The sequence below is a fragment of the Eubacterium sp. AF17-7 genome, assembly GCF_003461285.1.
Classification (GTDB): Bacteria; Bacillota; Clostridia; order Lachnospirales; family Lachnospiraceae; genus Eubacterium_U; species Eubacterium_U album.
This window is the reverse complement of the sequence record NZ_QTWU01000014.1, coordinates 42470-61547: the sequence shown is the minus strand read 5'-3', so window position 1 is coordinate 61547 and position 19078 is coordinate 42470. Positions and strand designations below refer to the sequence as shown.

Annotated in this window: 17 protein-coding genes; 11 read left to right on the top strand and 6 right to left on the bottom strand. The window is 32.8% G+C overall.

Annotation, left to right across the window (positions count from 1 at the left end):
* Positions 1-35: 35 nt before the first annotated feature.
* On the bottom strand, positions 36-176 hold the full coding sequence (locus DWW96_RS14090) for a hypothetical protein (protein ID WP_158561139.1): 141 nt from the start codon (positions 174-176) through the stop codon (positions 36-38).
* An 836-nt stretch (positions 177-1012) separates the two neighbouring features.
* On the opposite strand from DWW96_RS14090, the gene DWW96_RS11365 reads away from it, so the two are divergent.
* Positions 1013-2527, top strand: coding sequence for a pentapeptide repeat-containing protein (locus tag DWW96_RS11365; RefSeq protein ID WP_117910499.1), 1515 nt, complete (start codon positions 1013-1015; stop codon positions 2525-2527).
* A gap of 4 nt (positions 2528-2531) precedes the next feature.
* Here the strand turns inward: DWW96_RS11365 and DWW96_RS11360 are convergent, their stop codons facing one another.
* Positions 2532-4808 (bottom strand): radical SAM protein, encoded by a 2277-nt coding sequence (locus tag DWW96_RS11360; RefSeq protein ID WP_117910498.1) that lies wholly within the window; start codon positions 4806-4808, stop codon positions 2532-2534.
* Positions 4809-4883: 75 nt separating this feature from the next.
* Positions 4884-5804, bottom strand: a complete 921-nt coding sequence (locus DWW96_RS11355) for a tyrosine-type recombinase/integrase (RefSeq protein WP_117910497.1) — start codon at positions 5802-5804, stop codon at positions 4884-4886.
* 284 nt (positions 5805-6088) lie between these two features.
* On the opposite strand from DWW96_RS11355, the gene DWW96_RS11350 reads away from it, so the two are divergent.
* The 7 genes from DWW96_RS11350 to DWW96_RS11320 all read left to right on the top strand — a co-directional run bounded on the left by DWW96_RS11350 (position 6089) and on the right by DWW96_RS11320 (position 9668).
* Positions 6089-6385, top strand: a complete 297-nt coding sequence (locus tag DWW96_RS11350; RefSeq protein ID WP_117910496.1) for a helix-turn-helix transcriptional regulator — start codon at positions 6089-6091, stop codon at positions 6383-6385.
* Between the two features lie 133 nt (positions 6386-6518).
* Positions 6519-6887, top strand: coding sequence for a hypothetical protein (locus DWW96_RS11345; RefSeq protein ID WP_117910495.1), 369 nt, complete (start codon positions 6519-6521; stop codon positions 6885-6887).
* Positions 6888-6966: 79 nt separating this feature from the next.
* Complete coding sequence (locus DWW96_RS11340; protein ID WP_117910494.1) at positions 6967-7290, top strand: helix-turn-helix transcriptional regulator; 324 nt, start codon at positions 6967-6969, stop codon at positions 7288-7290.
* A gap of 14 nt (positions 7291-7304) precedes the next feature.
* Positions 7305-7673: a recombinase family protein gene (locus tag DWW96_RS11335; protein ID WP_117910493.1), complete on the top strand. Its 369-nt coding sequence runs from the start codon at positions 7305-7307 to the stop codon at positions 7671-7673.
* Between the two features lie 15 nt (positions 7674-7688).
* Entirely contained in the window at positions 7689-8051 is a 363-nt protein-coding gene (locus tag DWW96_RS11330; protein ID WP_117910492.1) for a type II toxin-antitoxin system PemK/MazF family toxin, read from the top strand.
* Between the two features lie 51 nt (positions 8052-8102).
* Positions 8103-8300: a helix-turn-helix domain-containing protein gene (locus DWW96_RS11325; RefSeq protein WP_117910491.1), complete on the top strand. Its 198-nt coding sequence runs from the start codon at positions 8103-8105 to the stop codon at positions 8298-8300.
* 153 nt (positions 8301-8453) lie between these two features.
* A complete protein-coding gene (locus DWW96_RS11320) occupies positions 8454-9668 on the top strand; it encodes a site-specific integrase (RefSeq protein ID WP_117910490.1) in 1215 nt (404 codons plus the stop codon).
* Between the two features lie 334 nt (positions 9669-10002).
* Here the strand turns inward: DWW96_RS11320 and DWW96_RS11315 are convergent, their stop codons facing one another.
* Complete coding sequence (locus tag DWW96_RS11315) at positions 10003-11187, bottom strand: ISL3 family transposase (RefSeq protein ID WP_117910489.1); 1185 nt, start codon at positions 11185-11187, stop codon at positions 10003-10005.
* 390 nt (positions 11188-11577) lie between these two features.
* Between DWW96_RS11315 and DWW96_RS11310 the strand changes: the two genes are divergently transcribed.
* Positions 11578-14988, top strand: coding sequence for a M64 family metallopeptidase (locus DWW96_RS11310; RefSeq protein ID WP_243003073.1), 3411 nt, complete (start codon positions 11578-11580; stop codon positions 14986-14988).
* 204 nt (positions 14989-15192) lie between these two features.
* Here DWW96_RS11310 and DWW96_RS11305 read toward each other — a convergent pair whose 3' ends face one another.
* Positions 15193-16335: an IS110 family transposase gene (locus DWW96_RS11305; protein WP_347496362.1), complete on the bottom strand. Its 1143-nt coding sequence runs from the start codon at positions 16333-16335 to the stop codon at positions 15193-15195.
* A 510-nt stretch (positions 16336-16845) separates the two neighbouring features.
* Between DWW96_RS11305 and DWW96_RS11300 the strand changes: the two genes are divergently transcribed.
* Both DWW96_RS11300 and DWW96_RS14085 read left to right on the top strand, forming a co-directional pair.
* Complete coding sequence (locus DWW96_RS11300; RefSeq protein ID WP_117910487.1) at positions 16846-17862, top strand: DUF5688 family protein; 1017 nt, start codon at positions 16846-16848, stop codon at positions 17860-17862.
* A 2-nt stretch (positions 17863-17864) separates the two neighbouring features.
* Positions 17865-18029: a hypothetical protein gene (locus tag DWW96_RS14085; protein ID WP_158562699.1), complete on the top strand. Its 165-nt coding sequence runs from the start codon at positions 17865-17867 to the stop codon at positions 18027-18029.
* A 64-nt stretch (positions 18030-18093) separates the two neighbouring features.
* On the opposite strand, the gene DWW96_RS11295 is transcribed toward DWW96_RS14085, so the two are convergent.
* On the bottom strand, positions 18094-19014 hold the full coding sequence (locus DWW96_RS11295) for a tyrosine-type recombinase/integrase (protein WP_117910486.1): 921 nt from the start codon (positions 19012-19014) through the stop codon (positions 18094-18096).
* Between the last annotated feature and the right edge of the window lie 64 nt (positions 19015-19078).

Below are 19078 nucleotides of genomic sequence, written 5' to 3'. Positions count from 1 at the left end.
GTTACCATTTTGATAACTTTCGGGGGTTTTTAGCATTAGTGTTCTATTGGTGTTGGAAATTTTCTTTCGCCAAAAAGCAGAAAACTTACACCTGAAAAATGAATAAATGACATTAATGCAAGGCATGAACAACAGATTTTGTTCATACAAGATAAACTTAATTTTTTACGAAACATTTTTACGACCTCCTTTGAACATTAGAATTTTAGCAAACATCATTTGACATGTGTGTAATATGATAGTCCAAAAGCCAATAATTAAATATTGATATATTATGCTATGGCTATTGAAAATGCTAACTATTATAAAAAAAGCAAATATAATAAGAAAACTATTGTTCTGACAGTGTTTTAACAATACGCTATTTGGAGATGGTCTAAGAGGTGAAACTATTGGACCAATGTAATAGTTAATTATGATACAGACAATAGTAATAATTTGAATAAATAAGATATCCGGAGTTATCAATTGTGGAAGGATAACTACTGCCAGATAAGATATTACGAAAGTTAGCAGCAAACAGGTTGTATAATGTTTACAATGAAAGCCGCCACTGTTAAATCTAATTAATGATAATAAAAGTATAAATACGGTAAAACTTAAAGCTTTACCAATAATAATATAAAAAATATATAGCAATAGTATCTTGCTAAATTCAGATGCAATGGAAAGCAATGTATACTTTACTAATTCCAATTCATAATCTGAATAGTTATATGTTGTTTTTAAGGATTGTCTGATTTTATCCATAGTAAATAGTCCTTTGTAAGTTGTTGACTATATCATATATGGTGTAGCGGATAATATTAGATTTTTTTCAGAAAGTTGATTTTTTTACAAAAAAAGAACAAATATATATGCTTATAGAAAAAGAAAGATCTTTTTAGAAGAAAAAACGTAGAAAATGAAAAATAAGAAAAGGTTGGGTGAAATTGGGTGAGGGATGTAGTATAATAACAGATAATTGATGATTATTCATCAAAAAACTATGTTTACATAATGGAGAACACTTATGAAAAAATTATATTCAGAGAAAGAAATAAAAGAATCCTGCATTAAAGTAAAAAGATTATTACCAGATAGTGATGCAATGGATAATAATTTTTCATTACAGTACTTTAATGCAGAAATTTCTAAGGATTTTACGCGAAAAGATTTAAAAAGAATAGCAGTTAACAAATCTAAGTTTATTAAAAGTAAATTTAATGGAGCAGCTGCTACTGGATCAAAATTTACCAAAACTAAATTTGCTAAATGTGATTTTAGTGGAGCTAACTTTCAATATTGTTATTTTATCAATGTTTCCTTCACTAACGATTGCTTAATTAAGGGAACAAACTTTAGTCATAGCGTATTTATAGATTGCATCTTCGAAACAACTACAATAATTGAAAGCACGTTGTTTGATTGCTTATTTGAAAATTGTACATTTATTTCGTCTGAAATCAGAACGGATACTCTGGAAAATTCTACAATGCGTAATTGTAAAATCCGAAATATTGATTTATCACACATTAATTTAGAATATATGAAATTTGAAAAAATGCAAATGGAAAATGTGACACTTCCACCATATCAAATTCCGTATATTATAGGTGCTACTAGTTATTTAAATACAACACAGGATAATGTGGAAATACATACAGATAACCAAAATATATCAAAGAAAGAATATTGTTCGATGTACAACGACCTTGCTGCATTTTTCTATTCACATAAGGAATATTTTCCGTTAGCAAATATTTATATTGCATTGAATAAAGATGATTTAGCATATGAGTGTATTATATTAGGTATTCAAGAGGCTTGTGATTTATGTGATTTCAGAATGGTAAAACATTTTTGTAAATTAGCATGCTCTAATGAGAACTTTTCTCATCCTCAATTGAAATCATTATATGATATAGTTACTGATTTGTCACATAATAACGATTGGGATTTGAACGTATTACATTCATATTTATTAAATATTGGAGAAATTAGAGAATTGCTACTTAACAATTTGTCTCATGCACAGAAAGTTGAATTATTAATTAAGACTAATATAAATAAAGATGACTTAGATGCAGTAAATATATTGTATAAACAAATAAATAATATTCTACGTGATAATTGTTCGGATAAACATATAGATTCTATAGAATTACGACATAATTCACCATATGAATTTTACATTACATGTGTGGATTCATTGCCAAACATAATGTTGTTTATTAGTTCAATATATACCATTTTTGCAGCAGGCAATAAGTTTATGGATTTCTACAAAAAAATTGAAGAAACACGTAGAGTTCATCAGCAAAACAAACTTTTTAAATATGAATTAGAAGAAAAAAAATTAGACATAAAAATAAAAGAAAAGCAAATTGAACAAATGGATAAGCAACCATCAACTCAAAAGAAATCAGGAATATATATGGTAAATGAAATTGAGCATAGTATTAAATGTAGTAATTTAGAAGTTGCTCAAAGTATTGCTCCTGAATATCTGCATTATAAATATAGCAACAATATTCAGGAACAATAATATTTTAAAATATTTTAGTGTAACTCAATGTATTATTTTGACATTGTGGACAGTCAGGCCCCAAAATTAAGTTATGTTTTTGAACTATATCTTGACATTTTTGATATATCTTCAAAATATCAGACGTTGGGGGTGGATTCAAATATGATAATTCAGTATTTTCCAAAGGTCTGAAAATTGATATTATTGGTTCTACCCCTAATTGACAAAGCTGTTCAATTCCAGACAAAAAAGTATCGTCTGTGTCAAATCCATAAATTAACAAGCTTCGTACACAGCCAGTATTTCCCCATAACTTTATTGAATGTCTAAAAGCCAATAGATATTGATTTAATCCTATGCATCCTTTCCCTGGCATAATATTTTGTGCTAGATTACGGTCGAACATTTCTAAATTAAATGCAACCTCGGTAATTCCAGCATCTTTTAGTTTATCTAATATTGATAGTTCTTTAGGTGGAATCGACATAAGATATATATCTTTGTTACATTTAGAACGAATATATTTAGTTATATTTAATATTATATTCCAACCACCATCTTTTGAATATGTACCACCTCCAATTAGAAAGTGTCGGAAATCCACATATTCCAAACAATAATCAATAACCTCATAAATATCATTAATATTATATTTATCATTTATTGTTGGTAAATTACAAAACTGACATGATTCATTTTCTAATTTATAAACACAAATAGGAGCTGGGTTTATACGTATTCTATCATTTGCAAGATTTATGATTGAATCATATGGGACTCCTGAGAGAGTTTTTTTATTAATCAAGTTGTTAGGCAAAAATGAAATGGAAACAGTACAAATTCTAATATCGTCCCAATAAAGAGTATATTCGTTATCAATAAAATCAATTGTAAAAGGACTAAATGAAACAAACTTACATTTTATAGGGACATTCACTGAAATGTTATTAAATATTGTAATGTCAATCGCATCAAATACCGCTTCTCTTATTGTTCCTTGTTTTCGTGAATATGTTAATGCAGCTTTAGTAAGAGTTACTCCATGATTTAATAGTGCAAATTTTATGTACTCTTTTTTATTATTTAATTTGTTAAATAAATTATATGCTATTTTTTCAACAAATAAATTTGGATGTAAAGTAAATTTGTTGTTTATATTTATACAGCAGATACTTTGTTTAAATATACATCTACATAAATAAGAATTTTTCTCAAATGGTGTTATACAATCTATATCATATCCATCAGCTTGAAATTTTTCAATTTCGTAGGAATTAATTATTTTTTTTAGTCTTGTTTTAGTAATATTATTGGTTGAGAATACATAATTACTATACAGAACATCAAAGTCACTTATCGCTCTGATAGGGAACAAATCAAAAGATTGCAAATGAATTTCAAAAAGCGAACTTTGATTAGACTCTAACAATCCTCTGTTTACTAATTGACTAGAAGCTTGAAAACGAGGATTGATTTCCATAAAATAAATTGTTTCATTATTTAATAGAAAATCTATACCCAATACCCCTTTATATCCACGTTTACATACAAAATCACCAATTTTAGTAGATAAGTTTTTTATTTCATTTTTTATTTTTTCAGATATTTGTTGGTAGCATATAAAATCTGCACCATGATACAATAAGCGTCCGTCCTGTTCTGTAATAATTTGAATAGACGGTGGAAACACAATTGTTTTATTATTTATTATTGCAATGTGAACATTTAATGATATTGAATCTTTTATATAAGGGGAAATCATATATTCATCAAAAACGTTTAATTTAATAACGTCAGAATTTGAATTGATGATATATGTCCCTTCTCCACCAGAAGAATGCTTTTTTTGAATAACAAATTCAGTATAACCACAAAAATATTTGCATAAGTTACTAAATGAACATTCGGAACCTTTCAATGTAATAAATGGAACTGTTTCTACTATATTATTAAGAATTGTTCTGCATCTTATTTTATCAGCTAACATATCGATTATGTTATATGGATTTAATCCTATCACATGTTTTTGAATTTCATCATCGAATTCATAAGCATATGAAAAATTGTAAAAAAGAAATTGGGACTTAGGATCATTATGACATATTTCTTTTAATTTCTCGCTAAAAAATCGATTACAATCATCATTATCCACATTATGATTTATTCTTTTATTAGCTATGGAGCAATATGCTGTATTGCCATTAATATTGCTTCCATAAATTGTTATTGATCCTGCAAATTTAAAATTTGTATTATCAATATCAGATTGACGTGGACCTATCCAATATATATTGTTCATATTCTACCTCCATTGTAAAAAAATGATGAATAATCATCAATTATCAATCAAAAAATAAAATTATTTATGATGAAGTTAGACATTAAACATATTCCTAGGGTGTTTAGTACTTAAAATATCTTTTTGTTTTGCAGTAGCAACATGAGTGTATATTTCAGTAATGTTTATAGAACTATGCCCGAGCATTTCCTGAATATATCTGATGTCAACATCTGCATCAAGAAGACTTGTTGCAAACGTATGACGAAACATATGTGGTGTTATGTGTAGATTTACTGATGCAAGTTCAGTATACTTATTTATCATTCTTCGAACAGTTTGGTCAGAGAGTTGGTTACCTGATTGATTGGCAAAAAAGTATCCACAGTTTTCACATTCACGCAAAAAATCTGAGTGATATTCTTTTAAAATATTAATAACTTCAACATTTCCTATTTGTAACATTCGTTCTTTAGAGCCTTTTCCAAAAATTAAAATTGTCCCGTTATCTAAGTTAATGTCATTAATACCAAGATAGCAAAGTTCAGATATTCTCATACCTGTAGCAAATAGGAGTTCAATGACAGCTGCATCACGTAAGGCATTTCTTTGCTGAAATTTAGTTTTTGCAGAACCTTTGTAATCATATATAGTAGATAAAATTGCTTCGATATAGTTCAAGGGAATTATTTTTGGTAGTGTTATTGATTCTCTAAATTTAATCTGAAGTTTATTGAATGGATTTTTCTCGATTAAATCACGATATTCGAAATAATGAAATAATGCCTTGATAGATGCAATTTTGCGTTTGACGGTTTTAGGTTTATATTGTGTGTGTAGATTAGCTATGAAATTCTCAAGCATAGAAGGTGTAATATCGATAAAATTTTCAGTATTAATTTCTCTCATAAATTGTGCTAAATCTATTTTATAAGCCTTTAGCGTTTTTGCATCTAGTCTTTTTTGAATTTTACAATATTTTAAATATTCTTCAATGCGTGTCTGTAAATTGTTCATAATAATAAGTCTCCTTTGTAAATTAAATTTAGTAATATACATCTTATATCTTTTACAAATTGATTTCTATTTATTGGTTGTTTAAATATTAAAAAGCATGTTGTATTCAAAAATAAAATTTAAATAAAAAAAATAAAGTCTATATGCAATTAAGAAAATAAACCTTGTTTTCCCAATTTGGTTAGGAAGAAAATGTACGAATATTAATATAGAATTTATGAAGAACATTTTTGTAGCAAATAATAAAAATTTATCTGGTATAAATCAGAAAAGAGAGAAAACATATGATTTACAATGTAAAAGAAAGCGGCAGAAGGATTAAAGAACTAAGAAAACAGAAGGGATATACGCAGGAAAGCTTTGCAGATGATATAGGTATTTCGGTAAGAACTTATAGTGGTATTGAATCCGGGGCACATAGTACGAGTATAGATACTTTTGTAGAAATAGCTGGAAAACTAAATGTTTCGCTAGACTATGTGATTTTAGGGCAAAGGGAGAATAATTTATCGATTAAGATAAAAAAGGAAGAACGAGAAATAATTAAAAAATTCTTATATAACATAATTCAAGGTATTTAGGCTACGCATATGATACGTAGTGAATACGTAAGTAACCACATAAAAAATAAGAAAAAAATCAAGTACAGTTATATTGTGATTAAGAAACGTGCACATTTGTTAGTCGAAATACTTATGAAAGAAGGAAATATTTATGTTAAAGATTTTTAATCGTAAAGAAGTTGTTAATGGAGTGATATTCATTAAGTCAATAAAAGATTTAAACACAGTAATTAATGTAGCTAAAGATATTGGTAAGGAATGCAAAAGGAGAGGCTTAAATGTAGAGTATTGTTTTTGGGATACAAGTGAAGATAATGTAATCGAAAGAAAAGCAATAAAGCAGTTTTTAGATGAAATGCAGGATAAAAACATTAATCTGGTGGTGTTAAGAACTCTGGATGATATAAGCAATAATCCTATCGAAAGAGAAGCATTTCTTACAGTCATGAATGATAATGGAGTAGGAATTTATCTTTTTGAAGAGGGATGTTTCGCTATGGTTAATTATAATTTTGAATAATAAATCTTATGTTAGGCAGACATATTATGGTCTGTCTAACATAACAGGATGAATATGAACGTATGGAGGAGGCAACATATTGAAATATGAAGGATGGAATGTTGGTTCAACTATTCGAAGATTGAGAAAAGAAAAAAATATGACGATAGAAGAGTTAAGTGAAGCTGTAGGCAAAAGTCCTTCACATATAGCACAAATAGAGCAGGGATCTAGAAGGTTAGGTATTAATCTGCTTTACGAATTAATAACGGTATTAGAAACTGATGCAAATACAATTTTGGTTGTCCATAGAAAGAATTCGGAGTTATCAATTGATAAAGAATTAATGAAGTTGACACCGAAAGTAAGAATATATTTTCAAAAGCAGTTTCTTAATATGATAGAAGAGTTTCCGATTAAGTAAGAAAGGTAAAAGGTATGGGAAAGAAAAATAGAACAATTAAGGTAATTGCATATTTGTCAGTTGTAAATTCAACAGAAAAGAATGTGGAATGGAAGGAAGACAAGCAACTGAGATACATAAGAGAGTATGCAAAAGCACATTGCATTAGAATAGTAAAGATATTACGTAGAAACATATTAGGTAAAAATGTACGTGATGCACAATTTAGAAAAATGATTGGAGCCATAGAATGCGGGATGGTTGATGGTATTATAGTATGTAAAATGGCTTTAATATCTGACACGGTTGTTGATGCGTATAAGAAAGTTGGAGACGTGGTGCAGGCAGGTGGACATATGATAACTGTAGATGAAGGAGAGTTAAATCTTCCTCTAAAAATGTAAAGGAGATATAACTATATGAGACAGATTATGAGGGGAGATGTGATATATGTGGATTTGGGACAACATCCAAATAGTTCCATTCAGTCAGGCATTCGTCCCTGTGTAGTAATAAGTAATAACCAAAATAACAAATATTCAAAAGTAATTTCAGTTTGTCCCTGTACAGGAAGAGTAACGAAGAAGAAAGTGATAACACATATCCTAGTTACTACGAAAGATGTAAATGGATATTTTCAAAAGAACTCAATATTATTAATTGAACAAATTACCGTGGTTGAAAAGAAACAAATAATAAGTAAGGTAGGTCATATTCCACGAGATTCAGAGGTTATGAAAAAAGTTAATTGTTTAATTAAAAAGCAATTGGGAGTTGACTAAATAATAGAATTAATAAAAGTAAAGATTCAAAATGAGGTGGAGGAAGAAAAAGTGAATGAAAACACTAATGTTATCGAACCAGCATTACTAACATTGGAGCAGGCTTGCAATTATTTGTGTATTGGAAAGACATCTTGCAGAAAACTGTTTAAAGAGCATGAACATGAATTTGTTGTACGAATTGGGAATAGGCTATATGCAAATAAATCACTATTGGATAAATGGATTGATGATCAAACCAAGGCTTAAAAGAGGAATAACTAAATAGTAATGCTTGAGAAAAAGGAGAAAAGAAAATTTAGAAATATAAAGCGATTATTGTATTGAAAAAGAGAGCAAACTTTGCTATAATAAGAATAGAACGTTTGTTCTCTGGATTACATTTCGCAGAAAGGAGAACAAATGGGCAAAAAAACATTAGTAAAAACTAAAAAAGAGCCAAATATAAGAAGGCGTTCAAATGGTTTATGGGAAGCGAGAAAGCAGATTAATGGAATTCCAATTCGTGTTACTGGGCATGATAAGAAACAGGTATTAGCTGAATTTGACAAAAAAGTTGAAGAAGCTGAAAATCCAGCACTTATTAGTAGTGATATTACGGTTGATGCGTTTAGAGACAAATGGTTTAATACATTTAAGGTTCCTAAAATTAAAACTACAAGCATATATCCTATGACTAGAAGATATGAAAGAACTTTTGGTAATAGAATTGGTAAAAGAAAGTTAAATAGCTTAACTTGCTTTGACATACAGGTAGCTATTAATGGAATGTTAAGTGATGGAATAGGTATCACCACAATAAAAGATGCTCTTGGAAGTTTCAGAGAATGTCTTGAATCAGCTAAGAATAATGGATTGATTGCTATAAATCCCTGCTTTGAAATTATTCTTCCTGAAAAGACAAATAGTAAGCAAAGACGATTTTTAACTGTAGATGAGCAAAAGAGTTTTTTGGAAACAGCTGAAACAGAATATGGTTGGTATTACCCTATGCTGAAAGTTATGTTGCTTACAGGAATGCGTATTAGTGAAGTGGGCGGATTATGTTGGTCAGATATTGATTATGATAATGATGTAATTCATATTAGAAGAGCATTATTTAGTCAATATGAATATGGTAAAAAGAAATTACATTTTACAACAACAAAGACTATTAATTCGGTAAGAGATATTCCAATGATGGCAGATTGTAAAAAAATGTTAAAACTTCAAAAAAAGAATCAGAATAAGATAAAAAAGGAATTAGGAAAAAGATATAGAAGTGAAAATGAAGAAGGATTATCTGATTTAGTATTTACATCATCTATGGGCTCAGCAGCAACAAGATATAATGTTGCACCAATTATAAATAAGATTGTAAAATCAATTAACTTGAGAGAAGATTATGAGTCTGTAAAAGAAAATCGTAAACCGATATATATGGAGCCGGTTTCACCCCATGCTCTTAGAAGAACATTTTGTACAAGATGTTTTGAAGCAGGTATGAACATAAAGGTTGTTCAGAAAATTATGGGACATAGTAACTATGCAGTTACAGCGAATATATATACAGAAGTAATGCCGGATAAAATGAATGAAGAAGTTGAACTTTTTAATTCTAAGTTATTGACAATGTAAAGAATTTGGTCCAACTTTTGCAATGGACCAAATTCTTATAAATTTGAAAATGGTAGAGAAAATAGTTTTGCTAATGTGAAGAGAGAGTCGTTCAACTTAAAAGTTGGACCAGAAAAAATTATATATAGTATTTCTTACTGCATTGAAGGAGAATAATAAAAAAAGTTATCACTTCAGATGAAATAGTCAGGCTAAAGCCGTGCAAATAAAAAGAAGAACATCCACGAGCCATGTTTACATGGGCGAGAGGGTGTTCTTCTTTTTATGGCTCTTTGTCAAGCATGGGGGTAATCCCTTATATATATCGTGTGTGATTTGTAATCACACACGATTTTTATATAGTATCACATGATAACATTATTCTGTTTCTGAAATTTTCAAAATTCCTATATCCATAAGCATTTCGCTTAATTACTTTAATCTTATTATTCATTCCTTCTGTATATCCGTTTGTATATGGGCAATCAAAACTGTTGAGTATGTATTTCGCCCAATTGGCAAGTGTAATAAGTACTGAATTGAATTCATCCAGTTCACTGACAGAGGCAGCATTAATAAATTTACGAAGTTTGGGTTTGGCTTCAGTACTGCTTTTAGAGTTCATAAAGTCATAAAAAAGTTCTTTTAAATAATAAGCCTGAGCTAGATCGTTTGATTGTTGTAACATTACTTCAAGAGCCTCAAGATTTTCTTCATTTAACTTATCCTTATGGGCGAGAATTAATTTACGGCTTCGTTTGAAATATTTTCTCTTTGAAGGATGCATCTGTTTTTGAATTCTAATTCGTACTCTTTCGGTAGCACCGGTTACCTGTTTAACCACATGAAATTTATCAATAACAATGGTTGCGTTAGGCAACAACCTCTGTGCAATATCCTTATAAACCTTGTACATATCCATAACAAAGTAACGAACATCCTTACGGTTGGGAAAGTCTCTTAAGTATTCTTCAAGCCTGTATTGGGTTCTGGAAGGAAGAATGTCAAAAACTTTATGCTCTTTTGGTGCTGTCAGAATGGAATGATATTTATTTCCACCCGAATTTTCCTTAAACTCGTCGATTGAAAGTACTAAAGGAAGCGTTTTCGGTTTCTGATGTTTGATGTCTTTGAGCCGCCTGAAAATAGAGGAAACGGATATCCCCAGCTGAGAGGCGACATTTGAAACATTAAGAGAACTCTTTAGCAAGTGTATTGCTTCAAAACATAAACGGGTGGTAAGGCGACAGTTCTTAGGAAGAAGCGAAAAAGGTTCCGTAAAATGTCTGTCACATGAATCACAGTGGTATCGCCGTTTTCTATAATGAAGGAAAGTACTTTTTCCCATAATGGGGCTGTCTTTAATAATGGAAGTCCTGTAGTCATGAACTTTGTTGGTTATGGCTTTACAGTGAGGACAGACACAGTCTTTACGCTTTAACATGAAGTAAATATGGTTTTCTTTTGATGTATAATCGATATTTGTGATAAAAAGGTCTTTTATTTCCAGTATATTTGAAATATAATCATTGTTAGGCATAGTAATAATCTCCTTTGTGGTTTTGTGGTGATTCTATTATAAGAGATTATTTTATCTATGCCTACTTTTTTGTAGAAATATCACAAAAGATAAAAAAGGAACTATACCTTACCCCCAAGTAAAGTATAGAACCTATTTAATAAGATTTTCTTCTTCGTGTAATATTAAATGTGTCGGCTGTAAAATTAACAAAAATTTAATTGGATTTTCATTGACCCATATAACACCTTACAATATAATAAAAGCAAATATATAGCTTATAAAGGAGGTTCCTTAATGACGAAAAAAATAACCGCAATATTCTTGGCATTGTGCATGGCAATTTCCGTTTTGCCGATGACCATTCAGGCGGCATCAAAGCCCGATATTAAGGTTGGCGACTATGTTAAAATGGGCGCGTATAACAATGCCTCAATTCTTTGGCGATGTGTAAGCATTGACAATAACGGACCGCTTATGCTTGCAGACAAAATTGTTGACACCCTTGCATATGATGCCAAAACAAATGACAACAGCAATTCAAAATCACACAGCAGAAGCTATAAGCGTGATGATTACGGTTCTAACTATTGGAAAGACAGCAATATGCGTTCTTGGTTAAATTCGACCGCAGCTGAAGGCAAAGTCGATTGGCTTTGTGGCAACCCTCCGAAAGACGGATATGTAAGCGGTGTGGGAGCGTACAACGAAAAAGCGGGTTTTCTCAACGCTTTTTCAAAATCTGAAATTGCGGCAATGAAAACCGTTACCCAGCGTTCTCTCGTTTCTCATCCCGAATACAACAAGGGCATAGTTGATGGAGACGCAAATTCGGATTTGTTATACTACACCGATATTTCGGAAGCGGTGGCAAACTACGACAGTTCATATTTTGAAACTACAACCGAAAAGGTTTTTCTTCTTGATGTAAAGCAGGCTAATGCCGTGTGGAAAAATCTCAAAGGTTATTATGTTGCGTATAATAATGACGGTATGGCTTGGCCTTATTGGCTTCGCACTCCTGTTACCGATTGCAATCACGATATGCGTTATATCAGTTCATCGGGTCAGGTCGGTCGTTATGCTCCGTGGTATTCCGATTTGGGCGTAAGACCTGCATTTTATCTCGATTCCGAATATTTTGTTATAACTTCCGGCAGCGGCTCACAAAGCAGTCCTTATATCGGCTCTGCTCCAAATAAGCAAGAGGATGATTATACAATTTCGGAACCTGCCGAGGACGCAAATCCCGATTGGAATGTCAGCACCGAGCAAAGCATTCAGCTCACCCTCGGCCCGTGGTATTCAAATGACGGAAAATATTCTAATCCTACCATCCCTGTTTATACCATCCAAAAAACACGCAGCGACACGGAAAATATGGTTGTTGTCGTTTGCGGCGAGGGATACACAAAAAGTCAGCAGGGCAAATTCATCAATGATGTCAAACGACTTTGGCAGGACGCTATGAAATATGAACCGTATCGCAGTTATGCCGATAGATTCAATGTTTACGCTCTTTGCACAGCTTCCGAATCGACTTTTGACAATGGTGGAAGCACCTTCTTTGATGTTATAGTCGACAAATATAATTCGCCTGTTATTTCTAATAATCTCCACGGAAGTCAGTGGAAAAATCATATTTTTGAGAGATGTATCGGTCCTGAATTTATCGAGAAAATTCACGATGCTCATATCAAAAAAAAGTGTGATCCAAACACAATTCCGTCCGGTTCGGAATATGAGCCTTATTATTATGTTCACGATTATATTGCTCAGTTCGCTATGGTTGTAAACACAAAATCAGATTTCGGCGGTGCTTATAATAACCGTGAATACGGCTTCCATTATTTCATTTCGCCATCAGACAGTTATCGTGCGTCAAAAACTTTTGCACACGAGTTTGGACACGGTTTGCTCGGTCTCGGTGATGAATACAGTAACGGATATTTGCTTGACGATAAGGAACTTAAATCACTCAATCTTTCCTCGGTTGAAGACCCGGAAAAGATAAAATGGCGACAGCTTTTAGGTTTTAGAAACACATATACCTGCCGCAATGCTTACGGCTCAAAAATGCTTGTTTCAAGTTATGAGTGCATAATGAGAGACACAAACTATCAATTCTGTGAGGTTTGCCGTTTGCAGGGCTTCAAGCGAATGTCTCAGCTTGTTAAGGATGTAGACCTTTATGTTGCAACTCCCGAGGTTAAGGAATATACGGGCGCTTATTCAAAGCCGTCTGATTTTACCGACCTTGAAACAAGTTCATATTATAATTACACATATAATCGCAATGACCGACTTTTGAGCGGCAACAGCAAAAGCACATTTAATACTAATATGAACGGTAAAAAAATCGAGCTTAGAACTGTTATTCAAAACATTTCAGATAAAAATGCACGACAATTAAAATTCAAAATGTGGATTAAGCACTCCGACGGAAGCGTTGCGACCGATTCATCGGGGAATCCGCTTCAAACAGTACAAACCTTTGACATTCCTGTTTGGAATGATAAGGCAAATTTCTGGCCGCTCGGTGCTTTGGATCACATCAAAAGCGACTTTAATTCAGGCTTAAAGAGTTGCTCGCTTATTTATCAAATTCCGTCTGATGCACAGCTTAAGAGCGGCGATACCGTGGCATTTCAGGTGCTCGATGAAAACGGAAATGTGCTTGCAGACGACAATACGGAAACACAGCGCTACACAACCGTTTCAATTCAGTATAAATTTGAGGACGGCTCTGAAATTCCAAACACTGCCGGCGGAACATTTACCGTGCCATACGGCACAAAGCTTGATTTAACACCGGCAAAAACACTTTATGATTATGAATTTATAAAGGTTGACGGCTTGAATAAGCCTATTGTTTCGGACGGAACGGTTGTTACATATTATTACAAAAATAAAAACGAAGAACACACTCACAATCTGACTTTGGTTGCTGCGAAAGCTGCCACCTGCACTACTGCGGGCAATTCCGCATACTACACCTGCGATGGCTGTGACAAGTGGTTCGCAGATGCAACAGGATCGGTAGAAATTACCGATAAAACCAGTGTGAAGATTCCGGCTCCCGGACATACCGCAGGCACAGAATGGAAGTCTGATGATACTAACCACTGGCATGAATGTTCTCGTTGCCACGACAAAAAGGACGAAGCGGCTCACAGCACCAGCGAGTGGATCATTGACACGGCAGCTACCGAAACCGCAGAAGGCGCTAAGCATAAGGAATGCACCGTCTGCAAGAAGGTTCTTGAAACCGCAACGATCCCCGCAACAGGCAGCAGCCATACCAATAGCTACGGCGTATACGTTGGAATGACATATACGGCAGGAAATTTAATATACCAGATTACATCAATTGATACTGCAACAGTAGGACAATCAAAGGTTATTGGTGTAGTAGCTGCTAAAAAGAATAAAATAAAGAAAGTTACAATTCCGGACAGAGCAGATTGTAAGGGATATAGATTAAATGTAACAACAATTGGTAACAATGCGTTTGCCGGCTGCAAGGCCCTTGAGAAGCTTACAATAGGTAACAAGGTAACTGTTATCGGAAAAAATGCATTTAAGAACTGCTCAAAACTTGAAACAGTAGTAATTGGAAAAGCAGTTAAGACAATAAGTTCTAAGGCATTTATAGGAGATAACAAGATTAAGAAGATTACATTCAAAGGTGACAAACTTAAGACTGTAAAGAAGAATGCATTTAGCAAGAAAGCAAAGAAAAATATTAAGTCTAAGAAGACTAAACTTAAAGGAAATAAGAAAGCCATTAAGTTGTTTAAGAAGAAACTTAAAATTAAATAATTAAAAAGTAATTAAAGAGGCTAGCTTTTCAAGAGTTGGACATGTCATGTATGTCTTGTATTCTGCGAAAAGGTAGCCTCTAATAAGTTTATTAAGAGGGAGATAGTGTGAAAGAAAGTAGAAACAAGCCATAAATTGGCGCACTTGAATAAGCTGTCTAAGGCAGGCAACTTTTTTGAAGTGTTATAGAGTTAAAAAAATAGATTAAGAAGCTAATGGCTTATCAGGTGGAAGTGTTCCTTCACGTTGTAATAGCTTCTTTGCCTGTCTGATAGCTTTTGCCTTTTGTTTTTCAACAAGAGCTACAGGCATATCGATTTTATAAAGATTGCTCGGATTCCACTCCTCACCGGTAGACAGCATCTGGTAGATGGCAGTAAGAATCATACGGGCAATAGCGATAATGGCTCTTTTCTTGCCACGACGTTTAACTAGAGCTTCATATTTCTTTTTGTAGTAAGGAGATTTGTCAGATTTTACGGCTGCATGAGCACATTGTACTAATGCAGGCTTGAGGTAGACACCAGCACGCGTAATCCAGACAGATTTCTTCTTACCAGCAGATTCATTGCTGCCAGGTGTTAAACCAGCCCAGCAACATAAACGTTTGGAACCCGAGAACTGAGACATATCCGTACCGATTTCGGAGATGATAGTGATTGCACTATCACGTTTGACACCCGGAATGGTACAGAGGAACCGGACAGCATTTTCAAAATCAGGATTAGAAGAAATCATATTTTCTATCATTTTATCAACATCATTGATTTCGGCTGTGATATAATCCATGTGTGCGCGAACAAGACGCATACGGTATTTTTGGGTATCAGTCATCTGATATCCTTCGACGGATTCTATAACAGCATCTTCTTTGGATTTGAGGTTTCTAAGAAGTTTAGATGCGATTTCTTCGTGGTTAATGGATGTCCCCGATTGATCAAGCAGATAGTCAATAATGGACGTGGATGACTTCCCAAAGATATCGGAAACAACAGAATCTAATGCAACATTACAAACAGTAAGAGCATTCTGATATCTATTCTTTTCACTTGAACGACAGGAAACGAGCTTGTAACGATAGCGGGTGTATTCCCTCATAATACGGACTGCCTTGCAAGGAATATAACTGCCTTTGACAAGCCCAAGACGGAACAAGTCTCCAATCCATTTAGAATCTTTGGTATCATCTTTGTTGCCTTTTACAGCCTTTACCCATTTGGGATTGGCAATGACAACATTGATTTCATCTTCCAGAATATTAAAGACAGGAATCCGGTATTTTCCTGTGGATTCCATACAGACATCAAGGCAGTCGTTGTCGAGAAGCCATTGACTGAACTGCCACACAATTATATTGGATATTCGAGGAGGAAGATGAATAGAGATTTACGAATAAATGGATAAAAATTATCAATAAAGAACTTCTTTCCATACACGAAAAGTGGTTGAGCAGAATTATAAAAAATCCAAAAATAGCATAGGTTAAGAAGTCAGTTGTAGTAGAAATAGGTTGGGACCCCGTGTCCCAACCTTTCCTTTTTGCACATCAACCAAATAATTTAAACCACAATATGGTTTATTATCCTAAATCCCATCCACGATAGAATTCGACATCGACACACCGCAATAGTAAAATATAACCATAAAGTTTGAGAGCAACAGGCCTTAAAACTTTAAATCAAAAATAAATAAATGCCTTATTGAGAACAGTAGTTTAAGAACTGACTGTTTTTCAATAGGGCATTTTTTATTGCAAAAATGGAGGTGTCTTATGAAAAGTGAAAGCATTTTAGTTGTTCCACCATAAGAGTGAAACAGAGCAAAAATTAAAATTAAGGATTTTTTAGGAGGACGAACATGAATTTAAATTACGAAGAATTTAAGGAAAAAATTAAGGATGATATTAAGGATTATATGGACGAAAAGTACAAGGATTGTGGAGTTGTAATCAGAAAGGTTAATAAAACCAACCGTGAAGTTGATGGATTGAATTTCTATGACATTCCGGGGTTAAAAAATGCCACACCAACCATATATGTAAATAATCTTTATGAAGAATATGAAAGAACAGGAAAATATGAAGAGGTCATAAGAATTGCAGCTGAAACAATGGAAAGAGGAATCAAGTCATTTAATGATGAAATCAAGGCAGAGCTTTTGGATATATCAAGACTTAAAGATAACGTGTTTTTTACTTTAATAAATGCCGAGCAGAACAAAGAGTTATTAAAGACGGTTCCCCATAGGGAGTTTGAGGACCTTGCAATTGTGTATAGATGGAATCTTGGAAATGATTCTTTGGGAACATATACAAATCTTGTTGACAATGATTTGGCAAAGAAGGAAGGTCTTACGGAAAATGATTTGTACAATGCAGCAAACAAAAACACAAAGGAACTATTCCCTATATTAGTTAAGAATATGAACGAAGTCATTAGCGAAATCATATTTGGTGACAGTGAACTTAGTGGAGAAATGGAGGAAGAATTCAAAGAAGTAATGATGGAAACTCAGGATGAACGTTCAATGTACGTTATAACAAATGAAAGTAAATTGTTCGGAGCAGCTTCAATGTTGTATGAGGAGCCACTACACGAATTGGCAGAAAAAATTGAAAGTGACCTGTATATTTTGCCATCAAGTATCCATGAAGTTATTGCCGTATCAGCAGATTTTGGTTCACCTGATGAATTGGCAGAAATGGTTTATGAAATCAATATGGACCAGGTAGACATTAATGACCGCCTTTCAAATCAGGTATATTGCTATGACAAGGATTTGAGAACACTAAGACTTGCAACAGACACGATAAACAAGAGCCTTGATGACGTTGACCGTGGAGTAATATCAACCCCGGAAAGAGAGGTCAGATAGTCATGGAAGATTTTCAAAAAGAATTAGCAGAGAGAATAAAAAGTGAAGTTGCTAACTGTGGCAAGAATGAAGAGTTTTTTATAAAAGTTGAGGTGGTAGCGGATGGAAAAGGTAAATCAGGTATGGGAGAGAGCTGTACGGCAAATAATGAAAAAATGAGTACATAAAAATGGGTCACATAAATAAAAAAATGCAGCAATATCTCTTAGAGAGGTTTGCTACATTTTTCTGCTATAGGAAAAATCTATTTCTTGGATGTTTTGTACTCAATATATCTCGTTGCCTTGCCGTTGCAACATGTGTATATATTTCCGTTATATTAATAGAGCTATGTCCAAGCATTTTCTGAATGTATCTAATATCTACATCTGCCTCTAAAAGACTGGTGGCAAATGTATGGCGAAACATATGTGGTGTTATGTGTAGATTTATTGATGCAAGTTCAGTATACTTATTTATCATTCTTCGAACAGTTTGGTCTGAGAGTGGATTGCCAGATTGATTGGCAAAAAAATGCCCACAGTTTTCACGTTCACGCAAAAAATCTGCGTGATATTCTTTTAAAATATTAATAACTTCGACATTTCCTATTTGTAACATTCGTTCTTTAGAGCCTTTTCCAAAAATTAAAATTGTTCCGTTATCTAAGTTAATGTCATTAATACCAAGAGAGCAAAGTTCAGATATTCTCATACCAGTAGCAAAGAGGAGCTCAATGACAGCCACATCACGTAAGGCATTTTTTTGCTGAAATTTAGTTTTTGCAGAACCTTTGTAATCATATATAGTAGATAAAATTGCTTCGATATAGTTCAAGGGAATTATTTTAGGTAATGTTATTGCTTCTCTAAATTTAATCTGAAGTTTGTTGAATGGATTTTTCTCGATTAAATCACGATATTCGAAATAATGAAATAAGGCTTTGATAGATGCAATTTTGCGCTTGACGGTTTTAGGTTTATATTTTCTGTGTAGATTAGCTATGAAATTCTCAAGCATAGAAGGTGTAATATCGATAAAATTTTCAGTATTAATTTCTCTCATAAATTGTGTTAAATCTATTTTATAAGCCTTTAGTGTTTTTGCATCTAGTCTTTTTTGAATTTCACAATATTTTAAATATTCTTCAATGTGTGTCTGTAAATTGTTCATAATAATAAATCTCCTTTGTAAATTAAATTTAGTAATATACATCTTATATCTTTTACAAATTGAT